Source organism: Stenotrophomonas sp. PA-6-5C, assembly GCF_021605635.1.
Classification (GTDB): Bacteria; Pseudomonadota; Gammaproteobacteria; order Xanthomonadales; family Xanthomonadaceae; genus Stenotrophomonas; species Stenotrophomonas lactitubi.
The window spans coordinates 96,700-112,713 of the sequence record NZ_WKEE01000005.1; the positions used below are offsets into that span (position 1 = coordinate 96,700).

Consider the following 16,014-nt stretch of genomic DNA (forward strand, 5'->3'; position numbering starts at 1 on the left):
ATTCGACAGCGTAGGCTCATGCAGTCACCGGACTGTGCTGCACGTTTGTTTTGTGTACTGCGCGCCGGCCGAGGCTGGCGGTAATTGACCATCATAGCCGATAAAGCGGGGCTGGCGCTAGGGCCTGCCCTTTTCTGCGGGGGCCTGGCGGGCCAGGGCCAGCAACTTGCGGTCGGCCTTGCCCAGCGCCTGTTCATCCAGCAGGTCCGGGCGCCGCTGCGCGGTACGGATCAACGACTGCTGCCGGCGCCAGGCGGCGATGGCGGCATGGTTGCCCGAACGCAGCACGTCCGGCACGTCACCCAGCGGATGCTGGGCCGGCTGGCTGTAATGTGGGCAGTCGAGCAGGCCGAGGTCACCTTCGAAACTGTCCTGGGCGGCCGATTCGGCGTCATTCAAGGCGCCCTCCTGCAGCCGGGCCACCGCGTCGATGATGACCGCAGCCCCCAGCTCGCCGCCGGACAGCACATAGTCGCCGAGGGAGATCTCCTCATCGACATTGGCGGCCAGGAAACGCTCGTCGATGCCCTCATAGCGGCCGCAGAGCAGGACCATGCGCGGCAATGCCGCCAGTTCCCGCACCTTGGCCTGGGTCAGCGGTGCGCCCTGCGGGCTGAGATGGATCACCCGCGCAGGCGTCGGATCGGCCTCACGGATCGCCTGCAGGCAGGCCTGCAGCGGTTCGATCAGCATCACCATGCCCGGGCCACCGCCGAACGGACGGTCGTCCACCCGGCGGTAGTTGCCCTCGGCGTAATCACGGGGATTCCAGCCATGCAGGCTGAACAATCCCTTTTCCTGCGCACGGCCGACCACGCCCAGCCCAGCGGACTGGGCGAGGAAATCGGGGAACAGGGTGATGACGTCGAAACGCATGCTCACACTCAGAACTCGGGGTCCCAGTCGACCACGACCAGATTGGCCTCGAAGTCGACGGATTTGACGAACTCCGGCACGACGAACGGAATCATCCGCTCGCGGTCACCGCGTACGACCACCACATCGTTGGCGCCGGTACTGAACAGGTGCGAGACCTGGCCGAGGGCAACGCCTTCGACGGTCTTCACATCCAGGCCTTCCAGATCGACCCAGTAATACTCGTCGGCACTCGGCGGCGGCAGCGCACTGCGGGCCACGAAGACCTCGGTGCCATGCATCGCCTCGACCGTGTCGCGATCCTCGATGCCCGGGAAACGGGCCACCAGGTGCTTGCCGGTATCCCGGCCACGGGCGCCTTCAAGCGTCGATTCCTGCCCGTTGGGGCTGCGCAGGATCCACGGTTGGTAACGGAAAATAGCGGAACGCGGCTCGGTCCAGGACTCGAGCTTTATTTCGCCGCGCACACCAAAAGCGCCGACAATCCTGCCAAGCAGGATGCGGCGCTCGTTATCTTTCATCTGCGTTCAATCAGATGGGCCGCACCAGGGCGCGGCCCGTCAGGATCAGGCCGCAGCGGCCTGGGACTTGCTCGCTTCCTTGATCAGGTTGCGAACTTTCTCGGTCGGCTGGGCGCCGTTCTTGACCCAATGGTCAACGCGGGCCAGGTCCAGCTCGATGCGCTTCTCGCCGCCCTGTGCAACCGGGTTGTAGAAGCCAACGCGCTCGATGTTGCGGCCGTCGCGGGCGCTGCGGACGTCGGTGACGATGATGTGGTAGAACGGACGCTTCTTGGCGCCGCCGCGGGTCAGTCGAATCTTGACCATGGTGGTTTTTTCCTATTGCCCAGTCGCCAGGATGGCGCGGTAAGCGGGCGATTATAGCGGCAGATTCCGGCCGAGCCAACCCCGCGGAAAAACGGACCTGCCCGGTAGCGCCGGGCCATGCCCGGCGGCTTTCATTCAGCAAAGTGATGGATTCAGCGACTGATCCCGCGTCCAACCAATGCCAAAGGCGTCACGCGACGCCCAACGCCGGCAGGGCGACACGATCCATATCGAACACGTCGACCTCGTGACGTTGCGGCAGATCATCAAACGCGTCCGCGCCAATCTGCTCGATCAGACGCCGCTCAGATTCATGGATGGCGATGCACTGGAGCCAGTTGATCGCGAGAGGTGGCAGCGGCAGCCCCGCAAACCTTCCCTCACGCCAGAAGAAGGCAGGCACCAGACAAATATGCGGCATCGTCGACGACGGGAAGTAGTCCAGCAGGATGTCTGGAATCACGCTGCCCGGTAGCACCGCCGCACGATCACGCATGATCGCAAATGCAGTGGAGGCAACGACGTTGTCCCAGTGCAGTCTCTCCTCAGGTACACATGCGCAAAGCTCGACGCGCGTTTCCAGTTCACGACCATTTGAATGGCGTAGAGCGAAATCAGATAGTCCGATGGACGAAATCGACTTCAGGCCCGCTTCCGGAGCGTTGAGTGTCGTCAGGATGTCGACCGAACGCTGGCGACGGTCATCGTGAAAGGCCTGGACCTTGGGCCGTGCGTCGCCGCCCATGATCTTCATCGCGTGCATCGCTACCGCGCGATGCTGCTCGGTGACTGTGCCCATATCTGATTGGAACTCCTGAACTGTGCTGTGCTGCGAAAGCATCCGCCGGGCATGGCCCGGCGCTACCCACCCTGGGTATTCACGCTAGCGCCGAGGCACGCCCGGCGAGCATCCGCCACGCACCTCGTTCAGGAAAGCGCCTGCCAGGGCACTCGGGCCAGCACCGCCCTGCCCTGTTCGGCCAGGGCCTGCGAACCCGGCAGCACGTGACCGTCGATGGCGTCCAGCGCGCACAGCCCGCTGGCGTTGCAGGCGAAGGCGGCCTGCATGCCGGCCAGCTCATTCAGTTGCAGCGGGCGGATCTGCTGTTCGCCCACCCAGCCCGCCTGAAGCAGCGTCTCAGCGGTTCCCCGCAGCGCAGGCGCGTGCGGCCAGATCAGCTGTTCGCCGTCATGCACGGCCAGATTCCAGGTCGTGCCCTCACTTATCTGCCCATCGGCAGCCACCAGCAGCGCATCGTCGAAACCCGCTGCCAGCGCGGCACGGCGCTGGGCGAACAGGCCGAACGTGCCGACGTGCTTGATCTGCGGCAGCTCGCGCTGCCAGGTCACGCTGCGTACGCGCTTGGGAGCGGTCAGCGCGACTGGTGCGGACACGGCAACCAGTACATCCACCGGCACGCTGGCCAACGGATCGCGGAAATCGAAACGGCGCGAGAACACGGTGACCCGCATCGATGCGTCGACCTGGCCGGCCTGCTGCAGCGCCTGCGCCATCCACGCCTGCACCTGTGCGATATCGAGCGCGCTGCCGAACAGCTCCTGCGTTGCCTGGGCAAGCCGCTGCAGATGCAGATCGAGGCCCTGCGCCGCTTGGCCGCGCACCTGCAGCGAGGTGAAGTGGCCGTAGTTGGTCAGCGCCGGCAACAGGTCTTCGGCCCGCGCCGTGGCGCCGTTGCAGGTCACCGTCATCGCAGCAATGCCTGCGCCTGCTGCCACATGCCACGCAGCACGTCGGCGGCCGGTGCGGCCGGTGCCATCCACGCCGACTGCCCGGCCCAGGCCTGCATCGCGGCAAGCCGGTTTTCCTGCGTGGCCTGCTTGCGCATCGGTCCGGTCAGGCCACGCTGCACCGGATATGGGCGCGGCGCGGGTGCGCCCTCGGCGGCGGCTGCACGCACGTAGGCGGCCGCCAGGCCACGGCCCAGGCGCCCACTGAACGCACGGGTCGGCCAGGTGTCTTCGGGTTCGCTGCGGGCCAACGCATCGGCCCATGCCGGTGCCACCGCTGCTTCTGGTGTGCGCAGGAAGGCCGTGCCGATCTGCACCGCGCTGGCCCCGAGCATCAAGGCAGCAGCAATGCCACGACCATCGCCGATGCCGCCCGCAGCGATCACCGGAATCTTCAGGTTGTCCGCCAGCCGCGGCAGCAGTGCGAACAGGCCGACCAGCTGCTGTTCTGCACGTATCGGATCGAAGGCGCCGCGATGGCCACCGGCTTCGGCGCCTTGGGCGACCACCGCGTCAGCCCCCGCATCCTGCGCAGCGCGCGCTTCGGCCAGCGTCGTAGCGCAGGCGATCCAGGCGATGCCCGCATCCTTCAACTGCTGCACATGATGCGGCGACAGCACGCCCATGATGGTCGAGGCCACCGCCGGCCGTGCCGCCAGCAGCGCACTGAACTGCTCCTCGAAATCGGCAGGCGTGGCATCCGCTGCGCTGGCCGCAACCTCCGGCCCCCACTGGCCCAGGAATGCACGCGTGGCGGCCTCGGCGGCCACATCGCGCACCGGTGCGGGATCGGGCAACCACAGGTTCACCTGCGCCGGCCCGCTGGACGCGGCCCGGAAGTCCTGCATCCAGCGGCCGATATCCGCCGCGGGCGACAACACGGCGCCCATCGCACCCATGCTGCCGGCGTTGGCCAGCGTGGCCGAAAGCGGAACCGGACAGGCGCCGGCCATCGGTGCCAACAGGATCGGCAGCTGCAATGAAAAACGCCGACAGAAATCGTCGGCGCGTTCGAGAATCGGCGAAAGGCTCACGCGACGCACCTGTGGGAGGAGTCGCTGCCAGCATACGCCAGACATTGTGGACGGGAGCGTCGCATCGGGCGATCCGCTCCCGCGTTGCTCAGCGTGCAGACACCGCGTAGGTGCGGACCAGCTGGCTGTCCATTTCTTCGTTGAACTTGAACGTGACATAGCGCGCGTCATCAGCGGCGAACTCTTCCTCGGCGCTGGCGCGTCCGATCTCGGTGCCCTCGGCATCCAGTGCACGCGCCACCAGCTTGCCCTTGAAGCCCTTGTCGGCCACCACGTAGACCGCCGCGTCCTTGGAGCCCATGCCACGACTCTTGCCGAGGGTGACGGTAAGGCCCTGCGCGGCCAGGCCCGGATCGGCCTGCAGCGTCACGTTCATCTTCTTGTCCACGCCCTCGCCCAGCCCAGCGACGAAATCGGCAGCGGTGCCGCTGATGGCGCTGCCGGCCTTCTGCGACACGGAGGTGTCGTCCTTGCAGGCAACCAGGCCCAGGGCCAGCGCCATCACCACGATCGACTTGTTCATGCACATTCCTTTGATTGATTCCGCGGGTTGTTCAAGCGTTCGGTGCAGCGTGGGCTCAGCGGAACGGCATGCCACGGCCGCCCATGGCGCCCATCATGCCCTTCATGCTGCGCATCATGCCCTTCATGCCGCCACCGGCCATCTTGCTCATCATCTTTTCCATCTGCATGTACTGCTTCATGAGCTTGTTGACGTCGGCCGGGGTCACGCCCGAGCCCTTGGCGATGCGGGCGCGACGCGAGCCATTGAGCAGGTTCGGGTTGCGCCGTTCCTTCTTGGTCATCGAGCCGATGATGGCGATCATGCGCGGCACTTCCTTGCCCTGGCTGACCTGCTGCTTGAGATGCTCGGGAATCTGGCCCAGGCCCGGCAGCTTGTCCATCAGGCCGCCGATGCCGCCCATGTTCTGCATCTGCTCAAGCTGGTCGCGCATGTCGTTCAGATCGAACTTCTTGCCCTTGGCGACCTTCTCGGCCAGCTTCTGCGCCTTGTCCTTGTCGACCTGCTGCTCGACCTGCTCGACCAGCGACAGCACGTCGCCCATGTCGAGGATGCGGCTGGCGATACGGTCCGGGTGGAACACGTCCAGGCCTTCCGGCTTTTCGCTGACACCGACGAACTTGATCGGCTTGCCGGTGATGTAGCGCACGCTCAGCGCGGCGCCGCCACGGGCGTCACCATCGGTCTTGGTCAGCACCACGCCGGTCAGCGGCAATGCATCGCCGAAGGCCTTGGCGGTGTTGGCCGCGTCCTGGCCGGTCATGGCGTCGACCACGAACAGGGTTTCCGCCGGGTTGACCGCGGCGTGCAGGGCCTTGATCTCGGCCATCATCGCTTCGTCGATGGCGAGGCGGCCGGCGGTATCGACCAGCAGCACGTCGACGAACGACTTGCGTGCATCGTCGATGGCGGCGCGGACGATGGCCTCCGGCTTCTGCTCGGCGCTGGACGGGAAGAACAGCACGCCCACCTGCTCGGCCAGCGTCTTCAGCTGCTCGATCGCCGCCGGACGGTAGACGTCGGCCGAGACCACCATCACCTTCTTCTTGCGCTTTTCCTTCAGGTGCTTGGCCAGCTTGCCGACCGTGGTGGTCTTGCCGGCGCCCTGCAGGCCCGCCATCAGGATGATGGCCGGAGCGGGAACGTTGAGGTTCAGGTCGCTGGCTTCGGCGCCCATCACCGCGGTCAGCTCGTCGCGCACGACCTTGATCAGGGCCTGGCCCGGGGTCAGCGACTTCAGCACTTCCTGGCCGACCGCACGCACCTTGATGCGCTCGATCAGGGCCTGCACCACCGGCAGCGCGACGTCGGCTTCGAGCAGCGCGATGCGGACCTCGCGGGTCGCCTCGCGGATGTTCTCTTCGGTCAGGCGGCCACGGCCGCGCAGGCGCTCGATGGTGCCGGAAAGGCGCTGGGTCAGGGACTCGAACATGCGGCGCAACCTGTCTGAAAGCGGGGGACAATAAGGCCCACAGTATAACGGGTCCACCGCGCTCCCCGGACTGCGACGCCAGGCCCGTCGCCAGCACCCCGGGGGTATGCGAAACTTCAACGATGACAATCGTTCTCATCGCCGTCCTGCTCTACCTGGCCGCCAGCGCCCTGCTGGTGCGCGCCCTTGGTCGCGACGACGGGGTGACCTCGCCGGCCTGGCTGTGGCCTGCGCTGCCGGCGATGCTGCTGCATGGCGGCTACCACGTGCTGGTGGCGATGCGCACGACCGGCGGACCGGACATGCACTTCTTCGCCGCGCTGTCGCTGGTGGGCCTGGGCATGGCCTGGCTGACCTCGCTGGTGGGCGCGCGCGGGCGCATGTCCACCCTGGGCGTGGTGGTGTTCCCGCTGGCCGCGCTGCTGCTGGTGGTTTACCACGGCTACGGCCACGAACCGAGCAAGCTGCTGGGTTGGCGCCTGGCCAGCCACGCCTGGCTGGCCCTGCTGGCCTACGCCACGTTGAGCATCGCAGCGCTGCTGGCGATCATGCTGTGGCTGCAGGAGCGTGCGCTGCGCCGCCGCGAGTTCCGTCCGTGGCTGCGTGCGCTGCCGCCGATGGCCGACCTGGAATCGCTGCTGTTCCGGGTGATCACCGTCGGCTTCGCCCTGCTGACCCTGACCCTGGTCACCGGTGTGTTGTTCGTCGACGACCTGCTGGCGCAGAAACTGGTGCACAAGACGGTGCTGAGCGTGCTGTCGTGGATCGTGTTCGGCGTACTGCTGATCGGCCGCCGTCGCTATGGCTGGCGCGGCACGAAGGCGGTGCACTGGACGCTGACGGCGATGCTGTTGCTGCTGCTGGCGTTCTTCGGCAGCCAGTTCGTGATCGAACTGGTGTTCGGGCATTCGCGATAGAGGCGTGCCGACCAACGGTCGGCAATCGGAGCCAGTAGATCCACGCCATGCGTGGATGCCCCGGATGCTCAAGGCACTGGCTGGGCCAGGATCCTGCGCACCGAGCGGCCGCTGTTGGTGAGGATGTCATCGACCTGCCAGCAGCCCTCGCCCTTGCGTACCATCGGCAACCGCGTCACGTAGGCCTTGTTCCATACCGCATAGCCCATCTCGACCTGGCCCGCCGTGGCGGAAGCCTGCTTCCAGCTGTAGCGCACGGCGCCGTCGATGTCCCCGTCCTGCGCGTCCAGCCACGGATCGGAATCGAGCGTGCAGATGCCCTCTTCGCGCACCTGGCAGGCACGCTCGGCGTGCAGCGCCTTGGCAAATGCCGCGCTGACCAGTGCCTGCGGCGGCTGCAGCAGGTCGCCCTTGCCGATGGTCGCTTCGAAGAAGGCACGTGCCACCTCGGCCGGTTGCTGGCAGGCCGGCGCGGCTTGTGCGGTGGAGGCCAACAGCAGGCCGGCGATCACCAACATCCCTGTCTTTCGCATATCCAGTTCCTTGGTAGTGCCGGCCGCTGGCCGGCAACACAGGATCCCATGGGGTTGCCGGCCAGCGGCCGGCACTACCGGCAACACGCATGGGTCGCGCCGGGCATTGCCCGGCGAGCCCGCAGCGCGGCAGGGATTACAGCCCGTACCGCTCGATCACGTCCAGGTGCGGCTGGCGATCCTGGTCGCAGGCCTCGGCCAGGCGCAGCCAGCAGTGCGGGTGCGCCCAATCCGCCGTCGCCTGCTGCAGGAAGCGGTGCAGCGCCAGCGGCGCGTGATCCTGCGGCTGGGCGACAGTGAACAACAGACCCGGCAGCGTGCCGTCTTCCGCGTCCGGATCGGTCACGGTGTAGTCCGCACGGCTGTGCGACCAGACCTGCCAGCCCTGTGCCTCGGCCGCTTCCACGAAAGCGTTCCATGCATCTTCACCGGGGTGCGCGCCGTCGATCAGCCAGCTGCGTGCGAAACCACCCCGCTCCAGCACATGCACCTGCGCATAGGTCGGAATGAAGTGCTCGCGCTCCGCTTCGTCCTCTGGCGCGGGGTGCACCAGGCCGGCGTCGAACACCACCCAGTCACCCACCTGCTGCGCACGGTTGGCCGGTGCGTTCTCGACGATGCGCGCGGTCACCGGGCCGCTGCGGCGGGCGTAGTACTCCATCGGCTCGCCGCCTTCTTCGCTGCGGATGATCACCCAGCCCCAGGGCTCTTCGACCACGCCCTGCTGGCTGGACAGTTCCATGCCGATCGCTGCTGCCGAGCGGCGCACCGCATCCCAGTCGCGCGCCGCGCTGGCCGCACTCATGTGATCCCAGTGCGCGGCGTTGGACTCTTCCAGCAGTTCCACCAGCTGCGCATAGCAGGCCTGCGCCTCGCTGAAGCGGCCGGTCTCCATGTACATGCGGGCAAGCGTCCCGCGTGCGCCGTTCGAGCCCGGCGACAACGCCAGCAACGCCTGCGCGGCCTGTTCCAGTGCCGGCCAGTCGGACGCGCGCCGTGCGCGCTGCACCTCGCACCAGTGCGCGAACACCGGCACGCTGTCGCGGTAGGTCGCGGCCAGCCTGCGCAGGCCGTCATCATCGCCCTGCTCGGCCAGCCAACGCATCAGCGTGTAAGCCGCTGCACCATCTTCCTGCGCGTGGCCGCGCACGAAGTCCCACAGCAGTGCCTGCGCTTCGGTCTTCGCGCCACAGGCATGCAGCGCCGAAGCGGCCACCTCTGCCAGCGCGCCGTCGTCCGGCCGCTCGGCGTGCGCCTGCAGCAGCCACTGCGCTTCACGCTCGGGATCGCGTGACTGGTTCTGTTCGCCCTGCGCTTGCAGCCACGCCAGCAGTTCATCGGCAGGCACCGGCAGCGGTGCCATTTCCGGCAGCGCCTCGATCCGTGCCGCCAAGCCAGCCACCAGCGCGGCAGCGCCACGGTCCTGCCGCAGCTGCGCCAGATGGGTGCGGGCCAGGCCGAGCTGGCGCTGCGCCACCCAGCGCGCACCGCGCTGCAGGGCCAGTTCCAGGCTCAACGCAGCGATCTCGATCACCAGGCGATGCGCGCCAACAGTGGCGAAGTGCTCGATGATGGTGTTGAAGCGCGTGCCGAGATCCCAGGTGTTGCGTTCGCCATCACGACTGCACAGCGTCGAAGCCGTATTGGCCCACAGCCGCCAGTGGTTCGGCGTCAGCTCGCTCCAGGGCACCAGCTGCTGCAGCGCCTCTTCATCACGCCCCAGCTGGGCCAGCGCCCAGGCCTTGGACAGCCGACGCGGCACCGTGCAGTTGGCCGGCTCGTATTCGCCTGCAGCGGCCACTTCGGCCTCGCGCTGCTCGATCAGTGCCAGCGCCTCCGCCGCACGGCCGCTGGCCAGCAGGATCTTGATCTGCATTTCCGGGAAGCTGTCGAACACTTCCTTGCCGCGCGCCTGGATCGCCGCCGCCTGCGCCTGCAGGTAATCCAGCGCGTCCTGGCCGCGGCCGTCGTCCAGCAGCGCGTCGGCCTTCTCGCAGCTCAGGCACTGGAAACAGGCCCAGCTCGGGTCGATGCGGCCCAGCGTCTCGTCGCAGACCTCGATGCGCTCGGGCACCCAGCCCGGACCATCGATGTTGCCGTAGCAGGCGGCAAGATCCTGGGTGACGCAGATCGACTGCGGGCAGTCCAGGGTATCGGCACGGTGTGCGCGCTCGAACAGCGCCACCGACTCGCCCAGCGCACTTTCACCTTCGACGCGGTTGCCGACGCGGTTGCGCAGCGCCCAATGGCCGACATAGACGTCGACCCAGGGGTTGTCCAGCGCCTTGCCCAACGCGCGTGCTTCGGGCAGCAGTGCATCGACGCGGTCGACCTGCAGTTCACTGACTTCATCGGCAAGGCGGGTCAGCAGGTGGGCGTTCTGTGCCTGCCCGGCCTGGCGCAGGTCTTCCTGCAGTTTTTCGACCCAGTTCCAGATATCCATGGGGGTAATGCTCCTGTCTAGCGAAGGCTGGATGAGAGGGGGCGGTGCTCAGCGCAGCATCTGCTGCAGGGCACCGGCAATATCGGTAAATGCACTATTGAGATCGGGGCCCGGCGTCGCCGCACTCCGCTGCAACGGCCTGCCCTGCGCGGACACGATGATCTTCAGCGAGCGCAGCAGGCGGGCGGCCGACGACGCCTGCGGGTGGCCATCGCGCTGGGCCTGCAGCAAGGCCTGCACCGCTGGATTGTCCAGGTTGAGGTAGAGCCGCGACGGTGCACGCGCCTCGATGCGCGCGGTGAACTGGCGCGCCAGTCGCAATGCGGCCATCGATACGCGCTTGTCGTTCTCGTCGTCTTCCAGGCGCTGTTTCAGTTCGGCTTCGCGGTCGGGCACCACCACCACCGGCAGCGCCTCGGGGCTGAACCGCGCCGGCAGCAGCTGCTCGCCATCGCCCAGGTGTTCGCGAAGCCAAGCCAACTGCGTATCGTCAAGGCTGTCGTCGGTGCGGAACAGTGCGCGATTGCCCTGTTCGGTACCGAGTTCGACCAGGCGCAGGCCCTTGGCCTGGGCCCAGCGGCGCAGGAAAGGCACCACCGCATAGCGATGGCCATGCGCGACCGGCACGCCCATCGCACGGAACAGCATTTCCTCGAAGCCGCCACCGTTGTCGAGGATCACATGCACCGCGCCACGTGCCGGCAACGCGCTGGCCGGCAGGTCACCCTGCGAGGTCGGCACGCGCACGTGTTCCAGCAGCAGGTCGAACAGGCGCTCATCGCACAGCGCCGCGCCCAGCAGGGCTTCGTTGTGGCGGCTGAGCACGCGTCGCCAGGCTTCGGGCTGCTGACGCGCGACGTCGGCCAGGCCATCGATCAGCGCTTCCAGCAGAGCGTGCTGTACGGCGCGATAGTGGTCATCGCGCTGCAGGTCCTCGCGGCTGGCGGTCGGGGTCAGCTTCGACGATTCGATCACCCCGCCGATGAAACCGGCCCACGGCGGCAGCAGGTCGCGCGCATCGTCGTCCAGCAGCATGCCGCGCACGAACACCGACAGGTTGCGGTTGTCGCTGGTGCCATAGGTGGCACCGTCCTGCACCCAGAGCATGCCGACGGCATCACTGCTGCCATCGGACTGCAGCGGCATCGTCACGATGGGCTCGAAATCATGTTCGAAGCGGGCAGCGAACTGCTGCGCCTGGCGGCGTGCCTGCACCGGATGCAGCACGACGTCACCCTGCCCGCGCCAAGGCGGCGGTTCGGGATTGATCGCGGCGGTCGCCGCACCGATGAAGATCGGCTCGGACAGCAGCGCGCAGTAGCGGCCCAGCACCTCGTGCAGGCGCGCTTCGTTGGCCAGCGGCAGGAAGTCCGGATGCAGCTCCAGCTCGACCTCGGTGCCGATCGCGCGTGCCGGCACTTCGCTGACGGTGTACTGCTCGGCATTGCTGGACACGTACAGGTGGCCCAGCTCGGGTGCCTGGTAGGAGGTGGTACGCACGCTGACACGGCGCGCCAGCACGAAGGCCGACAGGAAGCCCAGGCCGAACATGCCGATCAGGCCATCGTTGTCCTCGCCGTCCTGGCGCAGGCCGCGGGTGTAACCGACACCGACCGTGGCCAGGTAATCGTGGATTTCCTGCCGGGTCAGGCCGGCACCGGTGTCGGTGATGCGCAGCACGCCCGCGGCGACATCGACCTGCACGTCGATGCGCGACACACTCTGGATGCCGGGCTGCTCGATACGGCGACGGATGATCGAATCGTGCGCGTTCTGCACCAGCTCACGCAGCGCCACCATCGGGGTGGAATACAGGTGCTTGCCCAGCACCGTCATCAGTCCATTGAGATCGACCCCGGCGCGGCGGATTTCGGCGGCGGGGGTGCTGAACATCGGGTCCTGCATGTAATCGATTACTCCTTGCCACGGAAAGGCGCCAGGGGGCGCCTTCGTCGAGCTGGGAAAACTAGCACAAGCAGACTGACCGTTGCCGTATGTGACGTTTGTAGAGCCGAGCCCACGCTCGGCTGCCCTTTGCCGGAAAAGCAGCGGAGCATGGGCTCGGCTCTACAGTACCGGCATCACGCCGCGTCGATGGCCTCGGACAGGCGTTCGACCGCGATCACTTCCATCCCCTTCACCGAGCCGCCCTTGGGTGCATTGGCCTTGGGCACGATCGCGCGCTTGAAGCCGTGGGTCGCGGCCTCGCGCAGGCGATCCTCGCCGTTGGGTACCGGCCGGATCTCACCGGACAGGCCGACTTCGCCGAACGCGATGGTCTTCTCGGCCAGCGGACGGTCCTGCAGCGAGGACAGCACCGCCAGCAGCACCGGCAGGTCGGCAGCGGTCTCCTGCACGCGGATGCCACCGACGACGTTCACGAATACGTCCTGGTCGCCCACCATTACGCCTCCATGCCGATGCAGCACCGCCAGCAGCATGGCCAGACGGTTCTGCTCCAGCCCCACCGCCACGCGGCGCGGATTGGACAGCGGCGAGGCGTCGACCAGCGCCTGCACTTCCACCAGCAGCGGCCGGGTACCCTCGCGGGTGACCATCACGCAGCTGCCCGGCTGGTGCGTGCTGGCACCGGACAGGAAGATCGCCGACGGATTGGAGACCTCCTTCAGGCCTTTGTCGCCCATCGCGAACACGCCCAGCTCGTTGACCGCACCGAAGCGGTTCTTGAAGGCGCGCAGCAGGCGGAAGCGGCTGCCGCTCTCGCCTTCGAAATACAGCACGGCATCGACCATGTGTTCCAGCACGCGCGGGCCGGCGATGCCGCCTTCCTTGGTCACATGACCGACCAGGAACACCGCGGTTCCGGTTTCCTTGGCGAAGCGCACCAGCCGCGCAGCGCTCTCGCGCACCTGGCTGACCGAACCGGGCGCGGCAGTCAGCGTCTCGGTCCAGAGCGTCTGTACCGAGTCGGCCACGATCAGCCGCGGCCCACTCTTGGTGGCGTGCTGCAGGATGGACTCGACACCGGTCTCGGCCAGCGCGTTGACGCCCTCCAGCGGCAGCTCCAGCCGGTGCGCACGACCGGCAACCTGGGCCAGTGATTCTTCACCGGTGACATAGAGCACCGGCAGCACCGCGGCCATCTTGGCCACGGCCTGCAGCAGCAGGGTGGACTTGCCGATGCCCGGGTCGCCACCGACCAGCACCACCGCGCCCTCGACCAGGCCGCCACCGAGCACGCGGTCGAATTCACCGATGCCGGTGCTGACCCGGTTGTGCTCGGTCTGCGCCACGTCTTTCAGCGCGGTGATCTTCGGCGGGTCGATCTTGCCGGCCCAGCCTGCACGGCGCGAGGCGGGCGCCTTGGCCGCCGCAGCACTCTCAAGGACGATTTCCGACAGCGCGTTCCAGGCATTGCACTCGGTGCACTGGCCTTGCCACTTGCTGTATTCGGCGCCGCATTCATTGCAGACATACGCGGTGCGGGCTTTGGCCATCGGGAATTTCCTGCAGGGGCAACGAGCGTGGCAGGATAGCCGAGCCGGGTCGCAGCTGCTGCGACCACTCAAGTCCCACCCGCCGGTGCCGATAGCGGTGGCGGGCGTGCGCCTTGCGGGCGCCCCTCCCTTTTCCTCTGGATTCAACATGACTGGTAGTTACAGTCAGGGCCTGGTCGCCATCTCGCTGCTGGTGGCCATGCTGGCGTCGTATACCGCACTTGACATGGCCGGCCGCCTGGCCACGGCCGAGGGCCGGGTCGCCCGCTGGTGGCTGGCCGGCGGTGCCGCCGCGATGGGCCTGGGCATCTGGTCGATGCACTTCATCGCGATGCTGGCGTTCGAGCTGCCGATTCCAGTCGGATTCGACCTGGCGATCACCCTGTATTCGCTGGCCGTGTCGATCGGCGCGTCGGCCTATGCGCTGTGGCTGGTGTCGCGGCCCAGCCTGCCGGTGCAGCGGCTGGCCGCCGGTGCGGTGCTGATGGGACTGGGTATCGCGGCGATGCACTACCTGGGCATGGCCGCGATGCGGATGCAGCCCGGCATCGATTACCACCCCGGCTGGTTTGCCGCGTCGATCGCGGTGGCCATCGGCGCCGCCGGTGCAGCACTGTGGATCGCCTTCCGGCTACGTGTAGAGCAACGCAACACGGTGCGCCTGCGGGTACTGGCGTCGCTGGTGATGGGCCTGGCCATCGTCGGCATGCACTACACCGGCATGGCCGCCGCGCGTTTCCCGGCAGGCAGCGTCTGCGGCGCGGTCGGTAGCGGCGGCATCGATCCCCGCTGGCTGGCAGTGCTGGTGATCGTGACCACCCTCGCCACGCTGGGCATCGCCCTGGTTGCCTCGCTGTTCGACCGCCAGATGCGCGTGCGCACGGGTCTTCTGGCTGATTCCCTGGCGCACGCCAATGACAAGCTGATCCAGGCGGCACTGCACGATCCGCTGACCCAGCTGCCGAACCGCATGCTGCTGCAGGATCGGATCGAGCAGGCCATCGAGAAGGCGCAACGCCGCCAGCAGTCGGTGGCGGTGATGTTCTGCGACCTGGACGGCTTCAAGGCCGTCAACGATGCCTATGGCCACCAGCTGGGTGATCGCCTGCTGGTCGCGGTGGCCCAGCGCGTGGGGGCGCAGCTGCGGCCGCAGGACACCCTCGCCCGCCTCGGCGGCGACGAGTTCGTGATCGTGCTGGCCATTGATGCCCCTGACGATGCGGTGGTGGTCGCCGAGCGGGTGATCGCGGCGGCCAGCGAACCCTTCGTGCTGGATGCGGCGGAACTGCAGGTCACCGCCAGCCTGGGCATTGCCCTGTATCCGGACGATGCCAGCGACGAACGCGAGTTGATGGCACATGCCGATGCGGCGATGTACCACACCAAGGAAACCGGCCGGAACGGCTACACCTTCTTCATCCCCTCGATGCAGCTCAGTGCCAACCGCCAGCTGCGCCTGCTGCAGGACCTGCGCAAGGCGATCGCGCGCAACGAACTGCTGCTGCACTACCAGCCGAAATTCCCGGCGGCCGATGCGCCCGCCACCGGCGCCGAGGCGCTGCTGCGCTGGCAGCATCCGGAGCTGGGGTTGCTGGCACCGGACGTGTTCATTCCCATCGCCGAGCGCAGCGGCCTGATCCTGCCGATCGGCGACTGGGTGCTGGACCAGGCCTGCGCGCAGCTGCGGGCCTGGCATGACGGCGGACACAGCGAATGGACGATGGCGGTGAATCTGTCGCCGCTGCAGTTCGCCTCGCCGGCCCTGCTGGACAGCGTGCGGTCGGTGCTGGAACGGCATCGCATCGACCCGGCGCGGTTGACCCTGGAGATCACTGAAACCACGGCGATGAAGGATGTCGAAGCCAGCCTGGCGATCCTCAACGATCTGACCGCGATGGGCGTGCACATCGCCATCGACGACTTCGGCACCGGCTATTCCAGCCTGCTGTACCTCAAGCGCATGCCCGCCACCGAGCTGAAGATCGACCGGGCGTTCGTGCATGACCTCGAACGCAATGACGAGGATGCGGCCATCGTGTCCTCGATCATCGCGCTGGGCCGCACCCTGCAGCTGCAGGTGGTGGCCGAGGGCGTAGAGACCCAGGCGCAGCGGGATTACCTGAGTGAGCTGGGATGCGACCAGCTGCAGGGTTATCACCTGGGGCGGCCGATGGACGCCGAGGAATTCCTGCGCAAGGTGGGTTGAGAGGCAACCGCATCCA

At 67.3% G+C, this 16,014-nt stretch carries 14 protein-coding genes; 2 read left to right on the forward strand and 12 right to left on the reverse strand.

The window, feature by feature from the left end; all coding sequences use genetic code 11:
* Positions 1 to 117: 117 nt before the first annotated feature.
* From trmD to ffh, 8 genes are all read right to left on the reverse strand, one after another.
* A complete protein-coding gene (gene trmD, locus GIW57_RS03435; protein ID WP_236509157.1) occupies positions 118 to 876 on the reverse strand; it encodes a tRNA (guanosine(37)-N1)-methyltransferase TrmD in 759 nt (252 codons plus the stop codon).
* An 8-nt stretch (positions 877 to 884) separates the two neighbouring features.
* Complete coding sequence (rimM, locus tag GIW57_RS03440) at positions 885 to 1,397, reverse strand: ribosome maturation factor RimM (RefSeq protein ID WP_236509158.1); 513 nt, start codon at positions 1,395 to 1,397, stop codon at positions 885 to 887.
* 45 nt (positions 1,398 to 1,442) lie between these two features.
* On the reverse strand, positions 1,443 to 1,703 hold the full coding sequence (rpsP, locus tag GIW57_RS03445) for a 30S ribosomal protein S16 (RefSeq protein WP_025873821.1): 261 nt from the start codon (positions 1,701 to 1,703) through the stop codon (positions 1,443 to 1,445).
* A gap of 190 nt (positions 1,704 to 1,893) precedes the next feature.
* Complete coding sequence (locus tag GIW57_RS03450) at positions 1,894 to 2,502, reverse strand: suppressor of fused domain protein (protein WP_236509159.1); 609 nt, start codon at positions 2,500 to 2,502, stop codon at positions 1,894 to 1,896.
* A 128-nt stretch (positions 2,503 to 2,630) separates the two neighbouring features.
* Positions 2,631 to 3,413, reverse strand: a complete 783-nt coding sequence (locus tag GIW57_RS03455) for an aminotransferase class IV family protein (RefSeq protein ID WP_236509160.1) — start codon at positions 3,411 to 3,413, stop codon at positions 2,631 to 2,633.
* Entirely contained in the window at positions 3,410 to 4,486 is a 1,077-nt protein-coding gene (locus tag GIW57_RS03460) for a nitronate monooxygenase (RefSeq protein ID WP_236509161.1), read from the reverse strand. The genes GIW57_RS03455 and GIW57_RS03460 overlap by 4 nt, the downstream gene beginning before the upstream one ends.
* Before the next feature lie 88 nt (positions 4,487 to 4,574).
* Positions 4,575 to 5,009 (reverse strand): hypothetical protein, encoded by a 435-nt coding sequence (locus tag GIW57_RS03465; protein ID WP_236509162.1) that lies wholly within the window; start codon positions 5,007 to 5,009, stop codon positions 4,575 to 4,577.
* 55 nt (positions 5,010 to 5,064) lie between these two features.
* On the reverse strand, positions 5,065 to 6,441 hold the full coding sequence (gene ffh / locus GIW57_RS03470) for a signal recognition particle protein (RefSeq protein WP_099821058.1): 1,377 nt from the start codon (positions 6,439 to 6,441) through the stop codon (positions 5,065 to 5,067).
* A gap of 122 nt (positions 6,442 to 6,563) precedes the next feature.
* On the opposite strand from ffh, the gene ccsA reads away from it, so the two are divergent.
* Positions 6,564 to 7,358 (forward strand): cytochrome c biogenesis protein CcsA, encoded by a 795-nt coding sequence (gene ccsA / locus GIW57_RS03475; protein ID WP_100463993.1) that lies wholly within the window; start codon positions 6,564 to 6,566, stop codon positions 7,356 to 7,358.
* Positions 7,359 to 7,426: 68 nt separating this feature from the next.
* On the opposite strand, the gene GIW57_RS03480 is transcribed toward ccsA, so the two are convergent.
* The 4 genes from GIW57_RS03480 to radA form a co-directional block, all read right to left on the reverse strand.
* Positions 7,427 to 7,891, reverse strand: coding sequence for a YbjP/YqhG family protein (locus GIW57_RS03480; RefSeq protein WP_236509163.1), 465 nt, complete (start codon positions 7,889 to 7,891; stop codon positions 7,427 to 7,429).
* 136 nt (positions 7,892 to 8,027) lie between these two features.
* The gene (locus GIW57_RS03485; protein ID WP_236509164.1) at positions 8,028 to 10,334 is read right to left on the reverse strand and encodes a tetratricopeptide repeat protein; all 2,307 of its coding nucleotides are present in this window, start codon (positions 10,332 to 10,334) and stop codon (positions 8,028 to 8,030) included.
* A 48-nt stretch (positions 10,335 to 10,382) separates the two neighbouring features.
* Positions 10,383 to 12,239 (reverse strand): ATP-binding protein, encoded by a 1,857-nt coding sequence (locus GIW57_RS03490; protein ID WP_236509165.1) that lies wholly within the window; start codon positions 12,237 to 12,239, stop codon positions 10,383 to 10,385.
* Positions 12,240 to 12,415: 176 nt separating this feature from the next.
* Positions 12,416 to 13,792, reverse strand: coding sequence for a DNA repair protein RadA (gene radA, locus GIW57_RS03495; RefSeq protein WP_089239626.1), 1,377 nt, complete (start codon positions 13,790 to 13,792; stop codon positions 12,416 to 12,418).
* Positions 13,793 to 13,940: 148 nt separating this feature from the next.
* Between radA and GIW57_RS03500 the strand changes: the two genes are divergently transcribed.
* Positions 13,941 to 15,998: a bifunctional diguanylate cyclase/phosphodiesterase gene (locus GIW57_RS03500; RefSeq protein ID WP_236509166.1), complete on the forward strand. Its 2,058-nt coding sequence runs from the start codon at positions 13,941 to 13,943 to the stop codon at positions 15,996 to 15,998.
* Positions 15,999 to 16,014: the final 16 nt, after the last annotated feature.